The sequence below is a fragment of the Arsenicicoccus dermatophilus genome (genome assembly GCF_022568795.1).
Classification (GTDB): domain Bacteria; phylum Actinomycetota; class Actinomycetes; order Actinomycetales; family Dermatophilaceae; genus Arsenicicoccus; species Arsenicicoccus dermatophilus.
Map to the genome: position 1 here is coordinate 2,700,902 of NZ_JAKZHU010000001.1, position 21,347 is coordinate 2,722,248.

The window sequence follows — 21,347 nt, forward strand, 5'->3', positions numbered from 1 at the left end:
CACGCCGGGCCCGGTCACCCGCCGAGGACCTGCTCGAGGTAGGCGTTGGCGAGCGTGCGCCCCGGGTCGAGCCGGTCCCGCAGCGCCCGGAAGTCGTCGTAGCGCGGGTAGACCGCGGCGAGCCGGTCCGGCCCGAGGGAGTGCACCTTGCCCCAGTGCGGCCGGCCCTCGTGGGCGGCGACGACCTGCTCGAAGGCCGCGAAGTAGGCCCGCGGGTCCTCGCGGTGGTAGCGGTGGACGGCCACGTAGGCGTTGTCCCGCTCGTGACCCGTGGACAGCCACGCGTCGTCGGCCGCCGCGAAACGCACCTCCACGGGGAAGGACACCCGGTCCCCCGTGCGCTCCAGCCACCGCTCGAGCTCGCGCAGCACCTCCGGGAGGGCGGCACGGGGCACGGCATACTCGCTCTCCACGAACCGCACCGATCGCTCGCTGGCGAAGACCCGGTGCGAGGCATCGGTGTAGGTCCGCGCCGACAGCGCCCGGGCGGCGACGGCGTTGATCGCGCAGGTGGTGGCGGGGACCCGCGCCGCCAGCCGGCAGGTGAGGTCGAAGACCGTGTTGGACAGCAGCCGGTCGTCGAGCACGACCCGCCAGGCCGGCAGCGCGCGGCCGCTGTCGTCCCCGGGCGCCAGCCGGCGGTGGTGCTTGGTGAGGACCCGGTCGGTGTGCGGGAACCAGAAGAGCTCGAAGTGGTCGTGCTCGTCGACGTGACGGGCCAGGTCGTCCAGGACCCCGGCCAGGGTGTCCGGCTCCTCGCGCGCCTCGATCCGGAAGGCCGGCACGCACGCCAGCGTCACCTCGGTGACGATCCCGAGCGCCCCCAGGCCGACCCGTGCGGCGTCGAAAAGCTCGCGGTCGTGCTCGCGGTCGCAGCGGCGCACCTGGCCGTCCGGAGTGACGATCTCCAGGGCCTCCACCAGCCCCGCGAGCCCGGGCAGGGTGGCTCCGGTGCCGTGGGTGCCCGTCGCCAGGGCCCCGGCGATCGACTGGCGGTCGATGTCGCCCAGGTTGGCCATCGCCAGCCCCTGGTCGTGCAGCAGCGCGTTCAGGACGTGCAGCCGGGTGCCCGCGCGGACCCGCACCCGGTGGGTCTGCCGGTCGACGGCGACCAGGCCGCTCATCGCGTCCAGGCTCACCTGCACGCCGTCGGTCAGGGCGATCCCGGTGAACGAGTGGCCGGCGCCGACCGGCTTGACCCTGCTCCCCCGCTCGCCGGCCTCGACGAGCAGCGCCGCCACCTCGTCGGCGGTCACCGGCCGGGGGACCCGCTCCGGCGAGCACACCTGGTTGCCCGCCCAGTTGGTCCACGTGGTCATCCGAAGGCCTTTCCCTCGCCGCGGTAGGTCGGCACCTCGCCGACCACCTCCCCGCCCTGCACCAGCAGGACGTCGTCGAACCTCTCGCACAGCTCCCCCGCCTTGGCGTGCCGCCACCAGACGTGGTCGCCCACGCGCAGGTCGACGGCGGCCGGCCCGGTGACCGGGGTCTGCACCTCGCCGGCCCCCTCGGTGCCTAGCAGCCGCAGCCCGGCCGGCGCGACCGGGGTGGGCAGCCGGTCCCGGCCGTGGGCACCGCTCGCGACGTAGCCGCCCGCGTAGCACGTCGCCACGCCCGGCGTCGGGCGGCGCACGACCGGTGTCACGAACCACGCGGCCGGTCGGTGGCGGAAGTCGCGGTAGCCGTCGAAGAGGCGGGGCGACATGAGTCCGCTGCCCGCAGCCAGCTCGGTGACGGACGGGTCGTGGTCGAACAGGTGCAGGCTCCCCGTCCCACCGGCGTTCACCAGCTCCAGGGGATGGCCCAGCTCGCCCTCGACGGCGGCGATGACAGCGGTGCGGCGGCGCAGCAGGTCGCGCTGGGAGGCGGCCTTCACGAGCCGTATGGCGGCCGAGGAGTCGGCAAGACCCGCGACCTGCGCGTCGTAGGCCATGACGCCGACCAGGTCGAGCCCGGGCTCGGCGAGCACCGCACGCGCGGCCGCCGCGGCCTGGGCGGGGGTCCGCAGGCAGGAGCGCCGCACGCCGAGGTGGGCGGGCCCGACGCGCAGCGAGGCGTCGACGTCGAGACAGACGCGCAGCGGCCGCTGCGCGGCGGCGCCGCGGGCCACCTCGCCCAGCAGCCGGACGTGCTCGGGGTGGTCGGTCGTCACGGTCACGGCCTGGCTGCGGGGATGACGCGCCAGGCGGGTGAGCGCGTCGCGGCCCACCGGTGGATAGGCCACCAGGATGTCCGCCACACCGTGGTCGACGAGCCAGAGGGCCTCGTCGAGGCTGTAGGCGAGCACCCCGGTGAAGCCCTGGCCGAGTGCCCGCTCGAGCAGCGCCCGGCACCGGACGGACTTCGACGCCACCCGCACGGGCAGCGGCGCGGCCCGCCCCAGCAGGGCGGCGGCGTTGACGTCCCAGGCGTCGAGGTCGACGACGGCGAAGGGCGCTTCGCGACCGGCGAGCAGCCGGCGCAGCTCCTGGGCGCGGGGGTCGGGCGACATGCCCGCACTCTAGGGCTCCCCGCCCGAGCCCGCTCGACGGCGGCGCGTCGGTCCCGGCTCCCGCTCGGGAGCCCGGGCGTGATGGTCGGTGCCCGTCGGCCCAGAGGTCCGTCGGCCCGGGCCACGGGGACCGGCTCACGGACCTGGCTCGTCGACTCCGGTCAGCCGGCCCAGGTCAACCCGCCCAGGTGCATCGGCTGTGCGGTCCGGCGACGGAGGTCCGCCCGTTCAGAGGTCGCGATCGACCACGCTGGCGGCCAGGGCCCGCAGGGCCTGCACCGCGTCCCCGTCCCCGAGGGGGGCGAGGAGGTCCTGGGCCTCCTGGGAGACACGCCGGGTGTAGTCCCGGGCGCGGTCCAGGGCCGGGTGGGCGCGCAGCAGCTCCAGCGCCCGGGCGTGGGCGACGTCGTCCTGGCGCAGGTCCTGGGCGAGCAGGCCCTGCAGCTCGGCGTCGGCGGGGTCCGTGGACGCCTTCACGTAGATCACCGGCAGGGTGTCGACGCCCTCGCGCAGGTCGGTGCCCGGCGCCTTGCCGGACGCGTCCGAGGAGATGTCCAGGATGTCGTCGGCCAGCTGGAAGGCCACACCGAGCCGCTCGCCGTAAGCCTCGACGACGGAGCAGGTCTGCTCGTCGCAGCCGGAGAACATCGCGCCGTAGCGCGCCGCGGTCGCGATGAGCACGCCTGTCTTGTCGGCGAGCACCCCGAGGTAGTACTGCTCCGGGTCGGCGCCCTCCGGGCAGTCGTGGTCGTCACGGATCTGACCCGAGCACAGCCGCACGAAGGTCTCGGCCTGGATGCGCACCGCCTCCGCGCCGAGGTCGGCGAGGAGCCGGGACGCCGTGCCGAAGAGCAGGTCGCCGATCAGGATCGCGGTCGAGTTGCCGTAGGTCGCGTTGGCGGAGACCACCGAGCGTCGCATCTCGGCCTCGTCCATGACGTCGTCGTGGTAGAGGCTGGCCAGGTGGGTCAGCTCGATGGCGGTGGCGGCGGCCTCCACGTCGGGGCCGAAGCCGTCGCCCAGCTCGGCCGCAAGCAGGGTCAGGATCGGGCGGAACCGCTTGCCCGACGAGAGCAGGTGCGCCGATGCCTCGGCGATGAAGGGGTCGTCGTGGTCGACCTCGGTCCGCAGCCGGGCCTCGACGGCTCGGAGCCCCTCGGTCAGACGAGCTTCGAGCTGCGGGGTCGCGCCCGGGAGAGCGGCCATGGCAGAGCGCGGGGCGCCCTCCTGGGGCGCCCCGCTGCTGCCGGTGCCCTGCGTCACGGCAGGAAGGTCGACACGCGACCGGCCAGGTCGAGCAGGGGCGTCGGGAAGACGCCCAGCACGAGCGTCATGGTCACGCCCAGCGCGATCGCCACGGTGGTGGCGACGGACGGCGTGGCCACGTCGGCGGAGGAGTCGTCCCGCCCGCCGAACCACATCAGGCCGACGACCCGCAGGTAGGCGTAGGCCGTGATCAGCGAGCAGATCACGGCGACGACCGCCAGGGTCGCGCCCATGCGGCCGCCGTGCGCGACGGCGGGCATGAAGGCCGCGAACTTGGCCGTGAAGCCGGAGGTCAGGGGGATACCGGCGAAGGCCAGCATCAGGAAGCTGAACACCGCCGCACCGACGGGGTGACGCCGGGCCAGGCCCGACCACTGGGAGATCGCGGTGGCCTCGGAGCCCCCACGACGGACCAGCGTGATCATGGCGAAGGCGGCGATGGTGGTGAAGCCGTAGGCGACGAGGTAGAACATCGTCCCCTCGACGCCGGAGCGGTCGAAGGCCAGGACGCCCACGAGGATGAAGCCCGCGTGCGCGATCGAGGAGTAGGCCAGCAGGCGCTTCATGTCCGTCTGGGTGACGGTCAGCACGGCGCCGACGACCATGGTCAGGATGGCGACCGCCCACAGCGCCGGCTGGTACGACCAGCGGTCACCCGCGAGCCCGACATACAGCAGACGCAGGATGGCACCGAAGGCCGCAGCCTTGGTGCACGCCGCCATGAAGCCCGTGACCGGGGTCGGGGCGCCCTGGTAGACGTCGGGGGTCCACGAGTGGAAGGGCACCGCACCGACCTTGAACAGCAGACCGACCAGGACGAAGAACGCGCCCGGCAGGAGCAGCCCGTCCAGACCGACGGTGGTGCCGATCGCCTGGGCGATCCCCGCGAGACGGACGGTCCCGGCGAAGCCGTAGAGCAGCGCCGCGCCGAACAGGAAGAACGCCGACGAGAAGGCACCCAGCAAGAAGTACTTCAGCGCGGCCTCCTGCGAGAGCAGGCGACGACGCCGGGCCAGACCGGTCAGGACGTAGAGGGGCAGCGAGAGCACCTCCAGCGCCACGAACATCACCAGCAGGTCGCCTGCCGCGGGGAACAGCAGCATGCCCGTCATGGCGAGCATCGTCAGCGGGAAGACCTCGGTGGTGGTGGCGCCCAGGCGCAGGGCCATGGACTCGCCGTGGGAGCCCGGGGCCGCCGCGGCCGACTGGGTGAAGGCGTCGGGGGCCTGGGAGTCGAAGCGCTCGGCCATTGTCAGCACGCTCATGATGCCGAAGACGAGGAGTGCCCCCTGCAGGAACAGGGAGGGACCGTCGACGACCACGGCGCCGGCGGCGGTGGAGGCCCAGTGATCCTTGCCGCACGTCACCAGGGCCGCCAGGGCCCCGAGCAGGCCGACCAGAGCGACGGCCAGCTGCGTCATGGTGCGCGCGCGCCGGGGCACGAAGGCCTCGACGAGCACCCCGACCAGGGCAGCCACCGCAACCACGATGACCGGCGAGATCGCCGCGTAGTCGATCGGCGTCATCTGGAAGTCCGCAGCGACCAGGCTGTTGACCGTCGCGCTCACTTGTGGCTCCCCTCGGAGGTGGCCTGCGCACCGGCGTGCGGCGCGGGGTCGGCGATGCCGACCGTCTGCAGGGTCTTGGTGATGGCCGGGTTGATCACGTCGAGCGCAGGGCGCGGCCAGAGGCCGAGGACCAGGAAGCTCGCGACGAGCGGGGCCACGACGAGCTTCTCGCGCCCGGTCAGGTCACGGACCCGGCCGGCGACCTCCGGCTTGGGCCCGGTGAACACCCGCTGGTAGGTCAGCAGGATGTAGAGGCCCGCGAGGATCACGCCCAGCGCGGCGAACGCGGCCACGGCCGGGTGCCGCTGATAGGTCCCGACGAGCACGAGGTACTCCGAGACGAAGGACGCCATCGGGGGCAGCGCCAGACCGGCGAGACCCGCGACCAGGAAGCAGCCGGCGAGCACCGGGGTGACCCGCTGCCAGCCTCCGAAGGCCGGGATCTGGGCGCTCCCCCGTCGGCGGATGAGCATGCCGACGATGAGGAACAGCGCGGCCGTGGAGAAGCCGTGGTTGATCATGTAGAACGCCGAGCCGTTGCCACCCGTGCGGGTGAAGGCGAAGATCCCCAGCACGATGAAGCCGAAGTGGCTGATCGAGGTGTAGGAGACCAGGCGGAGCATGTCCTTGCTGCCGATCGCCAGGAAGGCGCCGTAGAAGATCGAGACCAGCGCCAGGCCGATGACGACGGGGGCTGCCCAGCGGCTGGCCTCGGGGAAGAACGGCAGGCAGAACCGCAGCATCCCGAAGGTGCCGATCTTGTCCAGCACGCCGACGAGCAGCGTCGAGGTGGCCGGGGTGGCCTCCTCGGCGGTGTCGGGCAGCCAGGTGTGCAGGGGCCACATGGGGGCCTTGATCGCGAAGGCGAGGAAGAAGCCCAGGAACATCAGGCGCTCGGCCCAGGGGTTCATGTCCAGGCCGACGAGCTTGCCGATCATGAAGCCGTCCGCGCCGCCGGGGCCGTGCACGTAGAGCGCGATGAGCGCCACGAGCATCACCAGACCACCGGCCAGGGAGAAGAGCAGGAACTTCAGGGCCGCGGCGCGCCGACGGGGGCCGCCGAAGCCGGCGACCAGGAAGTAGACCGGCACCAGCATGGCCTCGAAGAACACGTAGAACAGGAAGACGTCCGTCGCCGCGAACACACCCACCATGAACGGCACCAGCAGCAGGAGCAGCGCGAAGTAGGTCTTCTCGCGGGTCCCGCCCTCGGGCACGTCGTGCCAGGCCGCCAGGAGGCAGATCGGCGCCAGCACGAGCGCCATCAGGATGAGCGTCAGCGAGATGCCGTCGACGCCCACCGCGTAGCTCACCCCGAAGGACGGGATCCAACGGTGCTGCTCGGTGAGCTGCATGGCCGCCGAGTCCGTGTCGAAGCGCAGCGCGGCGACTATCCCGAGCAGCAGGGTCACGACCGAGAAGCCGAGAGCGACCTGCTTGGCCCTGCTCGCGAGGGTCGACGGGAGGCAGGCCACGACGACCGACCCCAGCAGGGGGATCACCATCATCGCGGTGAGCCAGGGGACGTTGGACATCACTGCACCACCCACAGAGCAAGGAGGATCACGACGACGCCGGCGAGCATCGTCAGGGCGTAGGAACGGACGAAGCCGTTCTGGAGCTTGCGCACGGCGTGGGACGTGGCCTCGACGACCTCGCCCAGCCCCCGGATCCCGCCGTCGACACCGTGGTCGTCGGTGGCCTTCAGGGCAGCGACCGCCCCGTTGCCCGGGAGGACGAACAGGCCGTGGTTGACGTCGTCCTGGTAGAAGTCGCGGCGCGCGGCGCGGGTGAGGATCGACCCCTGCGGCGCGGTGGCCGGCACCTCGTCCCGCCAGTACTTCATCCAGGCCAGACCCACGCCGGCCAGCATCAGGACCTGCGTGAGCAGGGTGATCACCAGCGCGGGCAGGACCGGGTGGTGCTCCGTGTGGGCACCGGTCACCGGCTCGAGCCAGTGGGTGAAGCCCAGGAAGTTCAGCGCAGCACCCAGGGCGACCGATCCGACGGCCAGGATGATCATCGGGATGGTCATCGTCGCCGGCGACTCGTGCGGGTGGTCCTCGGCCAGCCAGCGCTTGCGACCGTGGAAGGTCATGAAGAACAGGCGGGACATGTAGAACGCCGTGAGCCCGGCGACCAGCATCGTCAGGCCACCGAAGACCCAAGGCCGCCAGCTGCTGCTCTCCCCGACGAACGCCGCCTCGATGATCTTGTCCTTGGACCAGAAGCCGGACAGGAGCGGGAAGCCGATGATGGCCAGCCAGCCGGCTCCGAAGGTCAGCCAGGTGGTGCGCATCTTGCCGGCGAGCTCGCCGAAGGTGCGCATGTCGACCCGATCGCCCATCCCGTGCATGACGGAGCCGGCGCCGAGGAACATCCCGGCCTTGAAGAAGCCGTGGGTCAGCAGGTGGAAGATCGCAAAGGCGTAACCCACCGGCCCCAGACCGGCAGCGAGCATCATGTAGCCGATCTGCGACATGGTCGAGGCGGCCAGAGCCTTCTTGATGTCGTCCTTGGCGCAACCGATGATCGCACCCATCGTCAGCGTGATCGCACCGACGATCGCGACGGCGAGCTGCGCCTTGGGGGCGTGCTCGAAGATCGCGTGCGAGCGGACGACGAGGTAGACGCCCGCGGTCACCATCGTGGCCGCGTGGATCAGCGCCGAGACCGGCGTGGGGCCGGCCATGGCGTCGCCCAGCCAGGACTGCAGCGGGAACTGCGCCGACTTGCCGCAGGCAGCGAGCAGCAGGGCCAGACCGATCAGGGTGGCGGTGCCCTCCCCCACGTGCGCGACTGCGGAGCCGACGCCGGCGAAGGAGACGGTCCCGAAGTGCGCGAACATCGCCATCATCGCGACGATCATGCCGACGTCACCGACGCGGTTGGCGATGAAGGCCTTGTTGGCGGCGGAGGCGTAGGGCGGGTTCCAGTTCCAGAAGCCGATGAGGAGGTAGGACGCGAGACCCACGCCCTCCCAGCCCACGAAGAGCATGAGGTAGGAGTTGCCGAGGACCAGCGTGAGCATGGCCGCGACGAAGAGGTTGAGGTACGCGAAGAACCGACGCTTGTCGGGGTCGTGCGCCATGTACCCCAGCGAGTACACGTGGATCAGGGTGCCCACGAAGGTCACCAGCAGGACGAAGGCGATCGACAGCGGGTCGATCAGCATGCCGGCGCGCAGGTCGAAGGGGCCGGCCGGGATCCAGTGCCACAGGTCGAGGTTCATCGAGCGGTGCTCGGGCGAGGCGCCCAGCATCTGCACGAGGACGAGGCAGCCGAGCAGGCAGGACGCGGCCGACAGGCCGGTCGCGAGGTAGGGGCCCCACGCGTTGGTGAGACGGCCCCCGAGCAGGAGCACCGCGGCGCCGAGGAGCGGCAGCGCGACGAGCAGCCACCCCCAGGACGCGATGTCGGTCGCCTCGACCACGGGGGCGATGCCCTCCGCGGCGACGAGGGCCGACGAGCTGAGCAGAATCACGCCGTTCGCTCCTTTACAGCTTCAGCAGGTTGGCGTCGTCGACCGAGGCCGACCGGCGCGCGCGGAAGATGGACATGATGATGGCCAGGCCGACGACGACCTCGGCCGCCGCCACGACCATCACGAACAGCGCGATGGCCTGGCCCTCGAGGTTGCCGCGCATGCGCGCGAAGGTCACGAAGGCAAGGTTGGCAGCGTTGAGCATGAGCTCGACGCCCATGAAGACGATGATGGCGTTGCGCCGCACGAGCACGGTGACCGCGCCCAGGGCGAACAGCACCGACGCCAGGTAGATGTAGTTCATAAGGCTCATCGCGTGCGCCCCTCCTCGATCTCGCGCTCGATGGCGTGCTCGATGTCCTCGAACTGGCCCGGCTGCGCGACCTGGTCGCGGGCGCCGAGGACGCGGCTGACGGAGATCTCCGCCGGCGTGCCGTCCGGGAGCAGGGCCGGGGTGTCGACGGCGTTGTGCCGGGCGTAGACACCCGGGGCCGGCAGACCGGCCGGGAACTGCCCGGTCCGGAACCGGCGTGCGGCGTACTCGCGCTGCGTGGTCCGCGGGACCAGACGTTCGCGGTGCGCCAGCACCATCGCGGCCATGGCCGCGGTGATGAGCAGCGCGGAGGTGAGCTCGAAGGTCCACACGAAGGGGCCGAAGATGAGGTTGGCCAGGGCGTGGACGTTGCCCTCCGCGTTGGCCTTGTCCAGCCCCACCGCCGGGGGCAGCTGCGAGCGGCCGATGATCCCGACGAGCATCGCGCCGAGGCCGAGGCCGAGGAGCACGCCCCAGACGCGGATCCCGCGGTGGGTCTCCACGGTGGAGTCGGAGGAGTCCACGCCGATCATCATCAGCACGAAGAGGAAGAGCATCATGACGGCGCCGGTGTAGACGATCACCTGCACGACGCCGAGGAAGTCGGCCCGCTGCGCCAGGTAGATCACCCCTAGGTTGATCATGATGAGGGCCATGCACATGGCGGCATACACCGCCTTGCGGGCAAAGACCAGGCCGAGCGCCGCGAGCACGCAGACGATCGACAGGATCCAGAAGAGCACGGCCTCGCCGCCACCGGTCATCGCCGGACTCCCTTCACCGAGTCACGAGTGGCCTGCTGGCCGGAGCTGAGGGTGTCGACACCCTCGACCGGGTCGCCGGTCGAGGCCGTTCCGTCCACGGGGTGCGCGTCGTGCTCGGCGACCCAGCGCTCCTGCGCGGGGGTCGCACCGGTGACGCGCCCACGGAAGTAGTCCCGCTCCTCCATGCCCTCGGCCATCGGGTGCGGCGGGGCCACCATCCCGGACTGCAGCGGGGCGAGGAGCTGGTGCTTCTCGAAGATCAGGTCGGAGCGGGTGTGGTCGGCCAGCTCGTAGAAGTTGGTCATCGTGAGCGCCCGGGTCGGGCACGCCTCGATGCACATCCCGCAGAAGATGCAGCGCAGGTAGTTGATCTGGTAGACGCGGCCGTAACGCTCGCCCGGGGAGAACCGGGCCTCCTCGGTGTTGTCCGCGCCCTCGACGAGGATGGCGTCGGCCGGGCAGGCCCACGCGCACAGCTCGCAGCCGACGCACTTCTCCAGACCGTCCGGGTGGCGGTTGAGCTGGTGCCGGCCGTGCCAGCGCGGCGCCGTCGGGCGCTTCTCCTCGGGGTAGTTCTCGGTGTAGCGCTTGCGGAACAGGGTGCGCAGCGAGACCCCGAAGCCGGCCTGGGGGCCGAGCGCCTCGGTGATCGGGTCGGCCTTGGGGCGACCCTGCTCGTCGGATCGACCGGCCCGGGCGACCTCGCTGCCGGGGCGCGGGGCGTCGGGCGCGGGCTTGCCCTTGCGGTCAGCCACGGTGGTCCTCCTCGTGGTCGGTCGTCGTGGCGTAGGCCACGGCGGGGGCGGCAGCGACGCTGCGCCGGACGTCGTAGCCCGGCTCGGCGAGCGTCTGCCCGGGCATCGGCGGGACCGGGTGGCCGCCGGCGAAGGGGTTGACCTCGGCCGGGTGCTCCGGGTGCATCGCGGCCTGGCGCGTCTCGTTGCGGCTCTCGACCAGCCAGGTCGCGACCAGTGCCCCGACGAGGAAGAGGCCGACGATGACCAGCAACGAGACGTAGAAGGTGCGACCGCCGAAGCTCACCGAGGTGCCACCGAGGTGACCGAGCATGGCCGCGCGGACGAAGGCCACCGCGAGCACCCACACCAGGGTCATCGGGATGAGCATCTTCCAGCCGAAGGCCATGAACTGGTCGTAGCGGGTGCGGGGCAGGGTGCCGCGAACCCACACGAAGAAGAACATGAACAGCCAGAGCTTGATGGTGAACCACAGCAGGCCCCACCACCCGTGGTTGACCATGCCGTCGCCCAGCATCGTCAGCGGCGGCGGCGCCTGCCAACCACCGAGGAACATCGTGGTGCACAGCGCCGAGACCGTGAACATGTTGACGTACTCGCCGAGGAAGAACATGCCGAACTTCATGCCGGAGTACTCGGTGTGGTAGCCACCGACGATCTCGCCCTCGCCCTCGGCGAGGTCGAAGGGCAACCGGTTGGTCTCGCCGAACATGCAGATCACGTAGACCAGGAAGGAGAAGATCGCCGGGACGATGAACCACAGGCTGGCCTGCTTGGCGACGATCTCGTGGGTCGACATCGACCCGGCATAGATGAAGACCGCCACGAGCGACAGGCCCATGGCGATCTCGTAGGAGATGACCTGGGCCGTCGAGCGCAGTCCACCGAGCAGAGGGTAGGGCGACCCGGAGGACCAGCCGGCCAGCACGAAGCCGTAGGCCGCGATCGACGCGGCGGCCATGACGATGAGGACGGCGACCGGGGCGTCGGTCACCTGCAGCGGCGTGCGGTGGCCGAACATGGTGACCTCACCGGCCATCGGGATGATCGAGAACCCGATGAAGCAGGTGGAGCCGGCGATGATCGGGGCCAGGTTGTACATGAAGGAGTCGGCCTTCTTGGGGGTGAAGGTCTCCTTCCACACCAGCTTGAAACCGTCGGCGAGGGTCTGGAAAACACCGCCGGGACCGAACCGGTTGGGTCCCGGGCGCTGCTGCAGGAAGCCCACGACGCGCCGCTCGAACCAGATCACGACCACGACGCTGAGCAGCAGGTAGACGAAGGCGATCAGCGCCTTGATCAGCGTCAGCCACCAGGGCGTGTCGCTGAAGTCCGCACGGTAGGTACCGCCCGGCGCGAGCTCGGTCGCGAGCCGGCCGACGCCCGGGAGCGCCGCCGCCGCGAGGTAGGGAAGAGAGGTCACAGCGCAGCACCCTTCGTCAGCGTGACGATGTCGCCGTTGTCGGCGGCGAGGCGAGTGCGGACCGACTGGCCCGCGGAGTTCGTCGGGACCCACACGACGTGGTCGACCATCCCGGCGGTCACGTGCACGGGATAGCTCACGGTGCCGGCGTCGGAGTGGATGGTGACCAGGTCACCGTCGGAGACCGAGGCGGCGTCAGCCGTCGCCTGCGACATCCGCGCGACCGTCGCGACCGAGGTGCCGGCGAGGTAGGGCTCGCCGTCCTGCAGCGAGCCGTCGTCGAGCAGCTGGTGCCAGGTGGCGAGCACCGCCAGGCCGGCACCCGATCGCGCGGGGACGACGGGCGCGACCGGGTTGACCAGGGCGCGGGGCCCGGCCCAGGGGCCGAGCTGCTGCATCTCGCGCTCGATCTGGGCGGACGTCCGGGTGCCGAGGTAGGCCCCCATCTCGCCCGCGATCAGGTCGAGCACCCGATAGTCGCTCATCAGCTCCGTCTCCAGTGCGGCGGAGAACGGTCCGACGCGACCCTCCCAGTCGAGGAAGGCACCGGACTTCTCGGCCACGGCGGCGACCGGGAGCACGACGTCGGCGAGGCGGGTGATCGCGGACTCGCGCAGCTCCAGCGAGACCACGAAGGCACGCTCGCAGGCGGTGCGGGCCTGACCGGGGTCGGGCAGGTCGCCCAGGTCCACGCCGCCGATCACGAGGGCGTCCAGACGGCCCTCGGCGGCCTCGCGGAGCATGCCCGAGGTGTCGAGTCCGGGCTCGTCGGTCAGGCGGGACAGATCCCACGTCTCCCCCAGCGAGGCGCGGCCCTCGGCGGTGATCGGACGACCGCCGGGCAGGAGAGTGGGGAGGCAGCCCGTCTCGAGGGCGCCACGCTCGCCGGCGCGACGCGGCACCCAGGCGAGCGGTGCCCCCAGCGAGCTGGCGAGGTCGAGGGCGGCGTAGTAGCCGCCGGAGGTCGCGGCCAGACGCTCGCCGACCAGGACGACGGCGTCGCCGCCGGCCTCGCGCAGCGTGCTGCCGACCTCGGCGAACACGTCCTCCCCGTCGCGAACGGCCGCCAGGACCTCGGCCTCCAGCCCCGGAGCGGCCTGCAGGACCGTGGCCCCGAGCTTGGTCGTGCCCCGGGAGGCGTACGGCGCCACGGTGAAGATCGTGGCCCGGGACTTGCGGAAGGCCTTGCGCAACCGCAGGAAGACCATGGGCGACTCGTCCTCGGGCTCCAGGCCCACCAGCAGGACGGCCTTGGCCTTCTCCAGGTCGGTGTAGGTCACGGCGCCGTGGCCCGGAGCGGTGAGCACCACGTGGGCGGCCAGGAACTCGGCCTCCTCGACGGAGTGCGGCCGGGCCCGGAAGTCGATCGAGCTGGTGCCGAGCACGGTGCGCGCGAACTTGGAGTACGCGTAGGCGTCGTGCGTGGACACGCGGCCACCGGTCAGCACGCCGGCGGACCGGGCGCGAGCCAGGCCCGCGGCCGCGGCCTCCAGGGCCTCGGGCCAGGAGGCGACGTGGAGCTCACCATCGGCCCCACGGACCATCGGGTACGCGAGCCGGTCGGACTGCGTGGCGTACTGGAAGGCCCAGCGACCCTTGTCGCAGTTCCACTCCTCGTTGACCTCGGGGTTGTTGATCGCCATACGGCGGAGCACGACGCCCCGGCGGTGGTCGGTGCGCAGGGAGCAGCCGGAGGCGCAGTGCTCGCAGGTGCTCGGCGTCGACATCAGGTCGAAGGGGCGCGAGCGGAAGCGGTAGGCCGCCCCGGTCAGCGCACCCACCGGGCAGATCTGCACGGTGTTGCCCGAGAAGTAGGACTGGAAGGGCTTGTCCTGGTAGATGCCGATCTGGGACACCGCACCGCGCTCGGTGAGCGAGATGAAAGGGTCGCCCGCGATCTGCTCGGAGAAGCGGGTGCACCGCTGGCACAGCACGCAGCGCTCCCGGTCCAGCAGCACCTGGGAGGAGATGTTGACCGGCTTGGCGTACGTCCGCTTGACGTCCTCGAAGCGGGTGGTGGCGCGGCCGTTGGACATCGCCTGGTTCTGCAGGGGGCACTCGCCGCCCTTGTCGCAGACCGGGCAGTCGAGCGGGTGGTTGATCAGCAGCAGCTCCATCACGCCGTGCTGGGCCTTCTCGGCCACCGGCGAGGTCTGCTGGGTCTTGACCTCCATGCCGGGCGCGACCGTCATGGTGCAGGCGGCCTGCGGCTTGGGCATCGGCGCGATCTTGCCGTCGCGACCGGGCATGGCCACCTCGACCAGGCACTGGCGGCAGGCGCCGGCCGGGTCGAGCAGGGGGTGGTCGCAGAAGCGCGGGATCTGGATCCCGATCTCCTCAGCGGCGCGGATGATCAGCGTGCCCTTGGGGACGCGGACCTCCACCCCGTCGATGGTGAGGGTGACCAGGTCGGCGGCGCTGGTCGTGGGGGCGGTCATCGGGACACCGACTCCTTCGCGAACAGGGTGGACGCCGACGGCGGGAACATCTCCCACCAGGGCGTGTGCATGCCGGCCTCGAACTCCTCGCGGAAGTGCTTGATGCCGGAGGAGATCGGCGTGGTCGCGGCGTCGCCGAGCGCGCAGAAGGACCGGCCGAGGATGTTGTCGCAGATGTCCAGCAGCTTGTCGACGTCGCCTTCGTGGCCCTGTCCGACCTCGAGGCGCTCCATGATCTGCTTGAGCCACCAGGTGCCCTCGCGGCAGGGGGTGCACTTCCCGCAGGACTCGTGGCGGTAGAAGTCGGTCCAGCGGGACACGACGCGCACGACCGACACGGTCTCGTCGAAGACCTGCAGGGCACGGGTTCCGAGCATGGAGCCCGCGGCCGCGACCGAGTCGAAGTCGAGCGGGATGTCCAGCTCGGCCTCGGTGAAGATCGGGGTCGAGGACCCGCCGGGGGTCCAGAACTTCAGGCGGTGCCCGTTGCGCATCCCCCCGCACATCTCGATCAGCTCGCGCATGGTGATGCCGAAGGGCGCCTCGAACTGCCCGGGCCGCTCGACGTGGCCGGACACGGAGAAGATGCCGTGGCCGGCGGACTTCTCGGTGCCCATGCCCTTGAACCAGTCGGCGCCGTGCAGGAGGATCCCGGGCACCGAGGCGATGGACTCGACGTTGTTGACCGACGTGGGGCGGGCGTACAGACCCTGGGCGCCGGGGAACGGCGGCTTGAGCCGCGGCTGGCCACGACGTCCCTCGAGGGAGTCGAGCAGCGCCGTCTCCTCGCCGCAGATGTAGGCGCCGGCGCCGGCGTGCACCACGATGTCCAGGCGCTTGCCCGTCCCCATCGCGTCGTCGCCCAGGTAACCGGCCGCGCGGGCCTCCTCGACCGCACGCAGCAGACGGCGGTAGACGTGCACGACCTCGCCGCGCAGGTAGATGAAGCCCAGCTCGCCCTGCACCGCGTGGGTGGCGATGGCCAGCCCCTCGATCAGGTGGTGCGGGGCCGCCATCATCAGCGGGATGTCCTTGCAGGTGCCCGGCTCGGACTCGTCGGCGTTGACCACGATGTAGCGCGGGCCGCCGTCGACCGGAGCCATGAAGCTCCACTTCAGGCCGGTGGGGAAGCCGGCGCCACCACGACCGCGGATGTTGGAGTCCTTGACGGCGCCGAGCACCGCGTCGGGCTCCATCGACAGCGCCTTGCGCAGCGCCTGGTAGCCCTCGGCCTCGCGCTCGTAGGTCTCCAGGGTCCAGGACCGGTCCAGGTCCCAGGTGCGGCTCAGGACGGGGGTCAGCTGGGTGCTCACTTGGCGTCCCCCTCGGGGTCGGTGGTGCGGGCCGAAGCCTGCTCGTCGGCAGGCTTGGCGGCGGGCGACAGGGCCTCGCCGGACGTCTTGCCGGCGGCGGCCTGCGCGTCGGCGGAGCTCTGCTTCTCGCCCGGGGCGGGCTGGGCGTCGACCTTTGCGGCGGGTATGCTGCCAGGCTGCGCCTGGTCGGCCCCGTCGGTGGCGCCGGCCCGGCGACCCTGCTCGGCGTCGCGCGGCATGTCCCAACCCTCGCGGCGGGCGATCTCCAGCCCGCGCATCGTGGCGGGGCCACCGCTCGGGCCCTCGTCGGCGTGGCCGTCGAGGAAGCCCGCCAGCACGCGGGAGACCTCCTTGAAGGTGTGCAGCCGGTCGGGCCCGCGCGACGGGCGCACGGGGGTGCCGGCGCGCAGGGCGTCGACCAGCTCGCGCGCCGAGGTCGGCGTCATGTTGTCGAAGAACTCCCAGTTGGCCATGACCACGGGAGCGAAGTCGCAGGCGGCGTTGCACTCGAGGCGCTCGAGGGTGATGACCCCGTCCTCGGTGGTCTCGTCGTGACCGACCCCGAGGTAGTCCGACAGCTCGTCCCAGATCTGGTCGCCGCCCATGACCGCGCACAGCGAGTTGGTGCAGACGCCGACGAGGTACTCGCCGTTCTTGTGGCGCTTGTACTGCGTGTAGAAGGTGGCCACGCCCGAGGCCTCGGCGGCGGTGACCCCGGCGAACTCGGCCGCCAGCTCGATGCCGCGGGTGGAGACGTAGCCGTCGACCGACTGCACCAGGTGGAGCAGCGGCAGCAGGGCCGAGCGGCGCTGCGGGTAACGCATCACGACCGCGGACGCGTCCTCGCGCAGGCGTGCCTCGGTCTCGGAGTCCCAGGGGTCCGAGGGGTGCGCCGGCTGGGTGCCGTAGTTGGGGGCGTCAAAGGCTGACATCAGCGGTCCACTCCTCCGAGCACGGGGTCGACCGAGGCGACGGCGACGATGACCTCGGCCACCTGGGCGCCCTCGCACATGGCAGCCACCGACTGCAGGTTGTTGAATCCCGGGTCGCGGAAGTGCGCGCGGTGCGGGCGGGTGCCACCCATGGAGACCAGGTGGCAGCCGAGCTCGCCCTTGGGCGACTCGACGGCCTGGTAGGCCTGTCCCGGTGGCACGCGGAAGCCCTCGGTCACCAGCTTGAAGTGGTGGATGAGGGACTCCATCGACTCGCCCATGATCTCGCGGATGTGCTCCAGCGAGTTGCCCATGCCGTCGCCACCGATGGCGAGCTGCGCGGGCCAGGCGATCTTCTTGTCCTCGACCATGACCGGGCCGGGCCGGGCCTCGAGCCGGTCCAGGCACTGCCGGACGATCTTGAGCGACTCCCACATCTCGGTGAAGCGCAGCCGCAGCCGGCCATAGGCATCGCTGGTGTCCCAGGTCGCGACCTCGAAGTCGTAGGTCTCGTACCCGCAGTAGGGGTCGGCCTTGCGCAGGTCGTAGGGATAGCCGGTCGCCTTGAGCATCGGGCCCGTCACGCCGAGGGCGATGCACCCGGTGAGGTCGAGGTAGCCCACGCCCTCCATGCGGCCCTTGAGGATGGGCTGCTCGTTGATGAGCAGCTCGAGCTCGTGGATGCCGCGCTCGAGCAGCGGCAGCTCCTCGCGCAGGTCGGTGATCGCGCTCGCCGGGACGTCCTGGATGACCCCGCCCGGGCGGATGTAGGCGTGGTTCATGCGCAGGCCGGTGACGGCCTCGAAGAAGCGCAGCACCCGCTCGCGCTCGCGGAAGCCGAACTCCATGACCGTGGTCGCGCCCAGCTCCATGCCGCCGGTGCCGATGCAGACCAGGTGGGAGCCGATGCGGTTGAGCTCCATCATCAGGACCCGGATCACGCTGGCGCGCTCGGGGACCTGGTCGGTGATGCCGAGGAGCTTCTCGACGGCCAGGCAGTATGCCGCCTCCTGGAACAGCGGCGTGAGGTAGTCCATCCGCGTGCAGAAGGTCACGCCCTGGGTCCAGGTGCGGTACTCCATGTTCTTCTCGATGCCGGTGTGCAGGTAGCCGATGCCCACGCGGGCGTCGGTCACCGTCTCGGCGTCCAGCTCGAGGATGAGGCGCAGCACCCCGTGCGTGGACGGGTGCTGGGGTCCCATGTTGACGACGATGCGCTCGTCGGAGTGCTCGATGGCCTGCTGGGCGAGGTCGTCCCAGTCGCCACCGACGGAGGTGAGCTGGTAGCCCTCCTCGTCCGGACCGGCGCCGCTGGTGGCGGTGTAGGCGGTGCTCATCAGTTGTACGACCTCCGCTGGTCCGGGGGCGGGACGGTGGCGCCCTTGTACTCCACCGGGAGACCGCCGAGGGGATAGTCCTTGCGCTGGGGGTGTCCGGGCCAGTCGTCCGGCATCATGATCCGGGTCAGCGCGGGGTGGCCGTCGAAGACGATGCCGAAGAAGTCCCAGGTCTCGCGCTCGTGCCAGTTGGTCCCCGGCCACACCGAGGTGACCGAGGGGATGTGCGGGTCGGCGTCCGGGCAGGACACCTCCAGCCGCAGCCGGCGGGAGCCGTTGGTCAGCGAGAGCAGGTGGTAGACCGCGTGCAGCTCCTGGCCCTGGGCCTGCGGGTAGTGAACGCCGGAGACCGACATGCACATCTCGAAGCGCAGGCCGGGGTGGTCGCGCAGCGCCTGGGCGACGACGGGAAGGTGCTCGCGCCGGACGTGCAGGGTCATCTCGCCCCGGTCGACGACGACCGACGCCACCGCCTCGCGGAACGACGCCGAGGAGCCCACGAGGGCCTTCTCCAGGGTGTCGGCCACGTGGTCGAAGTAGGAGCCGTAGGGACGGGCGGCCTCGCCCGGGAACAGGACCGGGGAGACCAGTCCGCCGTACCCCGTGGTGTCCGTGCCCCGCGAGGAGCCGAACATGCCGTGCCGACGGCCCATCTCGACGGGCTGGGCCGTCGGGTGGCCGTCGACCTGCAGGTGACGGGCGTCGTCTCCCTGGGCATCGGCCGGGAGGTTGGTGTCGGTCATGCCAGCAGACCCTTCTGCAGCTGGAGCGGGGTGGCCTCCATGGCTGCACGCTCGGCGGCCCGGGCGGCCTCCTCGCGGTTGACGCCCTGGGGCGACTTCTTGACGTACTCGTGCAGCGTGATGATGGCGTTGAAGAGCATCTGCGGCCGCGGCGGGCAGCCGGGGAGGTAGACGTCCACCGGGACGATGTGGTCCACGCCGGCCACGATCGCGTAGTTGTTGAACATGCCGCCGGAGCTGGCGCAGGCGCCCATCGCGATGCACCACTTCGGCTCGGGCATCTGGTCCCAGACCTGGCGCACGACCGGGGCGAACTTCTGCGAGCAGCGGCCGGCGACGATCATCAGGTCGGCCTGGCGGGGGGTCGCGGAGAAGCGCTCCATGCCGTAGCGGGCGATGTCGAAGTCGGGGCCGCCGGAGGCCATCATCTCGATCGCGCAGCAGGCGAGCCCGAAGGTCGCGGGCCACATCGACCGGTGGAGCATCTGCCCCGCGACGGCCTCGAGGGTCGTCAGCGCGATGCCGGAAGGGATCTTGTCCTCGATACCCATGGGTCAGTCCCACTCCAATCCACCGCGGCGCCAGACGTAGGCGTAGGCGATGAAGACGGTCAGCATGAAAAGGACCACCTCGACGAGGGCGAACAGGCCAAGACGGTCGAAGGCCACCGCGAAGGGCAGCAGGAAGATCGACTCCACGTCGAAGATGATGAAGAGCATCGCGGTCACGTAGTACTTGACCGGGACCCGACCGCCACCCTCGGCGACCGGGCTGGGCTCGATGCCGCACTCGTAGCTGTCGAGCTTCGCGCGGTTGTAGCGACGCGGGCCGATGACCCCGAAGCCCAGGACCGACAGGGCCGCGAAGCCGATGCCCATCGCGAAGAGGAAGAGGATCGGCACGTACGGGTTGAGGCTCATCCCGCGTTGCACCCCTTTCGGTTGGTCTGCTGCGTCAACATCCTAGGGTCCGCCGACCCGTGCTGCTCACGGCCGTTCACGAGGACGGCACCACCCGCGTGAGCGCGGTGATGACCCGGTCGGTCACGCCGCCACCGTGCTCGTCCGCGAGGTTGGCCATGATCTTGAGCAGCAGCTTCATCAGGGTCCGGCGCGGCAGGCCGTACTTCACGGCGAGCCGCATGATCTCGGGGTGACCGATCAGCTGGGCGAAGGTGCGCCCGAGGGTGTAGTAGCCACCGAGCTCGTCGGTCATGATCCGGGGATAGGCCTGGAGCACCCGCTCGCGGCCGGCCGCGTCCCGCGCGAGCGCCTGGACGATGATCTCGGCGCTGTGGCGTCCGGCCTCCAGGGCGTAGTCGATGCCCTCGCCGTTGAAGGGGTTGACCATGCCGCCCGCGTCGCCGACGAGCATCAGGCCGTCGGCATACAGCGGCTTGCGGTTGAAGGCCATCGGCAGCGCCGCGCCGCGGATGGGCTGGGTCATGGCCTCGTCGGTGCAGCCCCACTCGGGGGGCAGGGTGGCGACCCACCGGCGCAGCAGGTCCTTGTAGTCGACCTTCCCGAACTGCGGTGAGGTGTCGAGCATCCCGAGCCCGATGTTGACCCGCCCGTCACCCAGGGCGAAGATCCAGCCGTAGCCGGGCAGGAGGACCTTCTTGCCCTCGGGTCGGTCGGCGTCCTCGGGCACCCACAGCTCCAGCCAGGACTCCATGTAGTCGTCGTGGGTGCGCGGGCTGGTCCAGTAGGAGCGGGCGGCGACACCCATGGGGCGGGAGGTGAGCTTCTCGCGGCCGACGGCGGTGGCCAGCCGGGAGGAGACGCCGTCGCAGGCGACGACGACGGGGGCACGCCACTGCCGGGTCTGTCCGGTGGCGCGACCGTCCTGCAGGACCTTCGCGGTCACCCCGACGACGCGGCCGCCCTCGACGACCGGCCCGGTGACGGAGACCCCCTCGTGCAGACGGGCGCCGCACCCCACGGCGTGGCGGGCCAGGGTCTCGTCCAGGGTGGCGCGGGCGCGGGCCATGCCGTAGCCCGGGAAGGACGCGGACTCCGGCCAGTCGAGCTGGAAGGTCTGCCCGGCGCCGACGATGCGCAGGCCCTTGTTGCGGATCCAGCCGTCCTGCTCGCGGGTGCCGACCCCGAGGGTGGTGAGCTCGCGGACCGCGCGCGGGGTGAGGCCGTCGCCGCAGATCTTGTCCCGCGGGAAGGTGGCCTTCTCCAGCAGGACGACGTCGAGACCGGAACGGCCGAGGTAGGCCGCGGTGGCAGAGCCGCCGGGCCCGGCGCCGACGACGATCACATCGGCGCTCTCCACCCCTGAAGGGCTCGTCCCTGCAGTCACAGTCACTCCGCTTCCGTCGTCTCGTCCGGGTGCTCCAGGGCTCAGGATGGTCCCAGACAAGCAGACCGCGGGCGGTGGGCGCACCACCTCGGGAGTCTAGGAGGGCACCTGCAGCATGTCGTCTTAGGGTTGCCTAAATCGTGCGTACGGTCGCGTTGATCGTCGCCGGATCGTGATCCGCGCCGTCATCCGGACGGCGGTCCGGGTCGCCCG

Annotated in this window: 18 protein-coding genes; all 18 read right to left on the reverse strand. The window is 71.1% G+C overall.

Going from position 1 to position 21,347, the window contains the following annotated elements; genetic code table 11:
• Positions 1-14 precede the first annotated feature (14 nt).
• Positions 15-1,319 carry a D-arabinono-1,4-lactone oxidase gene (locus MM438_RS12515; RefSeq protein WP_241452920.1) on the reverse strand — a complete coding sequence of 435 codons (1,305 nt, stop codon included), beginning with the start codon at positions 1,317-1,319 and terminating at the stop codon, positions 15-17.
• The gene (locus MM438_RS12520; RefSeq protein ID WP_241452922.1) at positions 1,316-2,491 is read right to left on the reverse strand and encodes an alanine racemase; all 1,176 of its coding nucleotides are present in this window, start codon (positions 2,489-2,491) and stop codon (positions 1,316-1,318) included. The genes MM438_RS12515 and MM438_RS12520 overlap by 4 nt, the downstream gene beginning before the upstream one ends.
• Positions 2,492-2,719: 228 nt before the next feature.
• Entirely contained in the window at positions 2,720-3,697 is a 978-nt protein-coding gene (locus MM438_RS12525) for a polyprenyl synthetase family protein (protein ID WP_241453490.1), read from the reverse strand.
• 53 nt (positions 3,698-3,750) lie between these two features.
• On the reverse strand, positions 3,751-5,325 hold the full coding sequence (gene nuoN, locus MM438_RS12530; protein ID WP_407568185.1) for an NADH-quinone oxidoreductase subunit NuoN: 1,575 nt from the start codon (positions 5,323-5,325) through the stop codon (positions 3,751-3,753).
• Entirely contained in the window at positions 5,322-6,860 is a 1,539-nt protein-coding gene (locus MM438_RS12535; RefSeq protein ID WP_241452924.1) for an NADH-quinone oxidoreductase subunit M, read from the reverse strand. Before MM438_RS12535 ends, nuoN begins: the two co-directional genes overlap by 4 nt.
• Entirely contained in the window at positions 6,860-8,809 is a 1,950-nt protein-coding gene (gene nuoL, locus MM438_RS12540; protein WP_241452926.1) for an NADH-quinone oxidoreductase subunit L, read from the reverse strand. The genes MM438_RS12535 and nuoL overlap by 1 nt, the downstream gene beginning before the upstream one ends.
• 13 nt (positions 8,810-8,822) lie before the next feature.
• A complete protein-coding gene (gene nuoK, locus MM438_RS12545) occupies positions 8,823-9,122 on the reverse strand; it encodes an NADH-quinone oxidoreductase subunit NuoK (protein WP_241452928.1) in 300 nt (99 codons plus the stop codon).
• A complete protein-coding gene (locus MM438_RS12550) occupies positions 9,119-9,886 on the reverse strand; it encodes an NADH-quinone oxidoreductase subunit J (protein WP_241452929.1) in 768 nt (255 codons plus the stop codon). Before MM438_RS12550 ends, nuoK begins: the two co-directional genes overlap by 4 nt.
• Positions 9,883-10,536 (reverse strand): NADH-quinone oxidoreductase subunit NuoI, encoded by a 654-nt coding sequence (gene nuoI / locus MM438_RS12555; protein WP_241453493.1) that lies wholly within the window; start codon positions 10,534-10,536, stop codon positions 9,883-9,885. The genes MM438_RS12550 and nuoI overlap by 4 nt, the downstream gene beginning before the upstream one ends.
• Before the next feature lie 97 nt (positions 10,537-10,633).
• Complete coding sequence (gene nuoH / locus MM438_RS12560) at positions 10,634-12,064, reverse strand: NADH-quinone oxidoreductase subunit NuoH (protein ID WP_241452931.1); 1,431 nt, start codon at positions 12,062-12,064, stop codon at positions 10,634-10,636.
• The gene (locus MM438_RS12565; RefSeq protein WP_241452933.1) at positions 12,061-14,502 is read right to left on the reverse strand and encodes an NADH-quinone oxidoreductase subunit G; all 2,442 of its coding nucleotides are present in this window, start codon (positions 14,500-14,502) and stop codon (positions 12,061-12,063) included. Before MM438_RS12565 ends, nuoH begins: the two co-directional genes overlap by 4 nt.
• Positions 14,499-15,815, reverse strand: a complete 1,317-nt coding sequence (gene nuoF, locus MM438_RS12570; protein ID WP_241452935.1) for an NADH-quinone oxidoreductase subunit NuoF — start codon at positions 15,813-15,815, stop codon at positions 14,499-14,501. Before nuoF ends, MM438_RS12565 begins: the two co-directional genes overlap by 4 nt.
• Complete coding sequence (gene nuoE / locus MM438_RS12575; protein ID WP_241452937.1) at positions 15,812-16,747, reverse strand: NADH-quinone oxidoreductase subunit NuoE; 936 nt, start codon at positions 16,745-16,747, stop codon at positions 15,812-15,814. Before nuoE ends, nuoF begins: the two co-directional genes overlap by 4 nt.
• The gene (locus MM438_RS12580) at positions 16,747-18,084 is read right to left on the reverse strand and encodes an NADH-quinone oxidoreductase subunit D (protein ID WP_241452938.1); all 1,338 of its coding nucleotides are present in this window, start codon (positions 18,082-18,084) and stop codon (positions 16,747-16,749) included. The genes nuoE and MM438_RS12580 overlap by 1 nt, the downstream gene beginning before the upstream one ends.
• Positions 18,084-18,827 (reverse strand): NADH-quinone oxidoreductase subunit C, encoded by a 744-nt coding sequence (locus MM438_RS12585; RefSeq protein WP_241452939.1) that lies wholly within the window; start codon positions 18,825-18,827, stop codon positions 18,084-18,086. Before MM438_RS12585 ends, MM438_RS12580 begins: the two co-directional genes overlap by 1 nt.
• The gene (locus MM438_RS12590) at positions 18,824-19,378 is read right to left on the reverse strand and encodes an NADH-quinone oxidoreductase subunit B (protein ID WP_241452940.1); all 555 of its coding nucleotides are present in this window, start codon (positions 19,376-19,378) and stop codon (positions 18,824-18,826) included. The genes MM438_RS12585 and MM438_RS12590 overlap by 4 nt, the downstream gene beginning before the upstream one ends.
• Positions 19,379-19,381: 3 nt before the next feature.
• Complete coding sequence (locus tag MM438_RS12595) at positions 19,382-19,747, reverse strand: NADH-quinone oxidoreductase subunit A (RefSeq protein ID WP_241452941.1); 366 nt, start codon at positions 19,745-19,747, stop codon at positions 19,382-19,384.
• 76 nt (positions 19,748-19,823) lie between these two features.
• Complete coding sequence (locus MM438_RS12600; protein WP_241452942.1) at positions 19,824-21,107, reverse strand: geranylgeranyl reductase family protein; 1,284 nt, start codon at positions 21,105-21,107, stop codon at positions 19,824-19,826.
• Positions 21,108-21,347 lie beyond the last annotated feature (240 nt).

Bases quoted from the DNA above. Each gene is read 5' to 3' on its own strand.
- MM438_RS12550 (WP_241452929.1), bottom strand. From the start codon at position 9,886: ATGACCGGTGGCGGCGAGGCCGTGCTCTTCTGGATCCTGTCGATCGTC.
- MM438_RS12580 (WP_241452938.1), bottom strand. From the start codon at position 18,084: ATGAGCACCGCCTACACCGCCACCAGCGGCGCCGGTCCGGACGAGGAG.
- nuoE (WP_241452937.1), bottom strand. From the start codon at position 16,747: ATGTCAGCCTTTGACGCCCCCAACTACGGCACCCAGCCGGCGCACCCC.
- MM438_RS12515 (WP_241452920.1), bottom strand. From the start codon at position 1,319: ATGACCACGTGGACCAACTGGGCGGGCAACCAGGTGTGCTCGCCGGAG.
- MM438_RS12590 (WP_241452940.1), bottom strand. From the start codon at position 19,378: ATGGGTATCGAGGACAAGATCCCTTCCGGCATCGCGCTGACGACCCTC.
- MM438_RS12520 (WP_241452922.1), bottom strand. From the start codon at position 2,491: ATGTCGCCCGACCCCCGCGCCCAGGAGCTGCGCCGGCTGCTCGCCGGT.
- MM438_RS12525 (WP_241453490.1), bottom strand. From the start codon at position 3,697: ATGGCCGCTCTCCCGGGCGCGACCCCGCAGCTCGAAGCTCGTCTGACC.
- MM438_RS12595 (WP_241452941.1), bottom strand. From the start codon at position 19,747: ATGAGCCTCAACCCGTACGTGCCGATCCTCTTCCTCTTCGCGATGGGC.
- nuoK (WP_241452928.1), bottom strand. From the start codon at position 9,122: ATGAGCCTTATGAACTACATCTACCTGGCGTCGGTGCTGTTCGCCCTG.
- MM438_RS12585 (WP_241452939.1), bottom strand. From the start codon at position 18,827: ATGACCGACACCAACCTCCCGGCCGATGCCCAGGGAGACGACGCCCGT.
- MM438_RS12565 (WP_241452933.1), bottom strand. From the start codon at position 14,502: ATGACCGCCCCCACGACCAGCGCCGCCGACCTGGTCACCCTCACCATC.
- MM438_RS12535 (WP_241452924.1), bottom strand. From the start codon at position 6,860: ATGTCCAACGTCCCCTGGCTCACCGCGATGATGGTGATCCCCCTGCTG.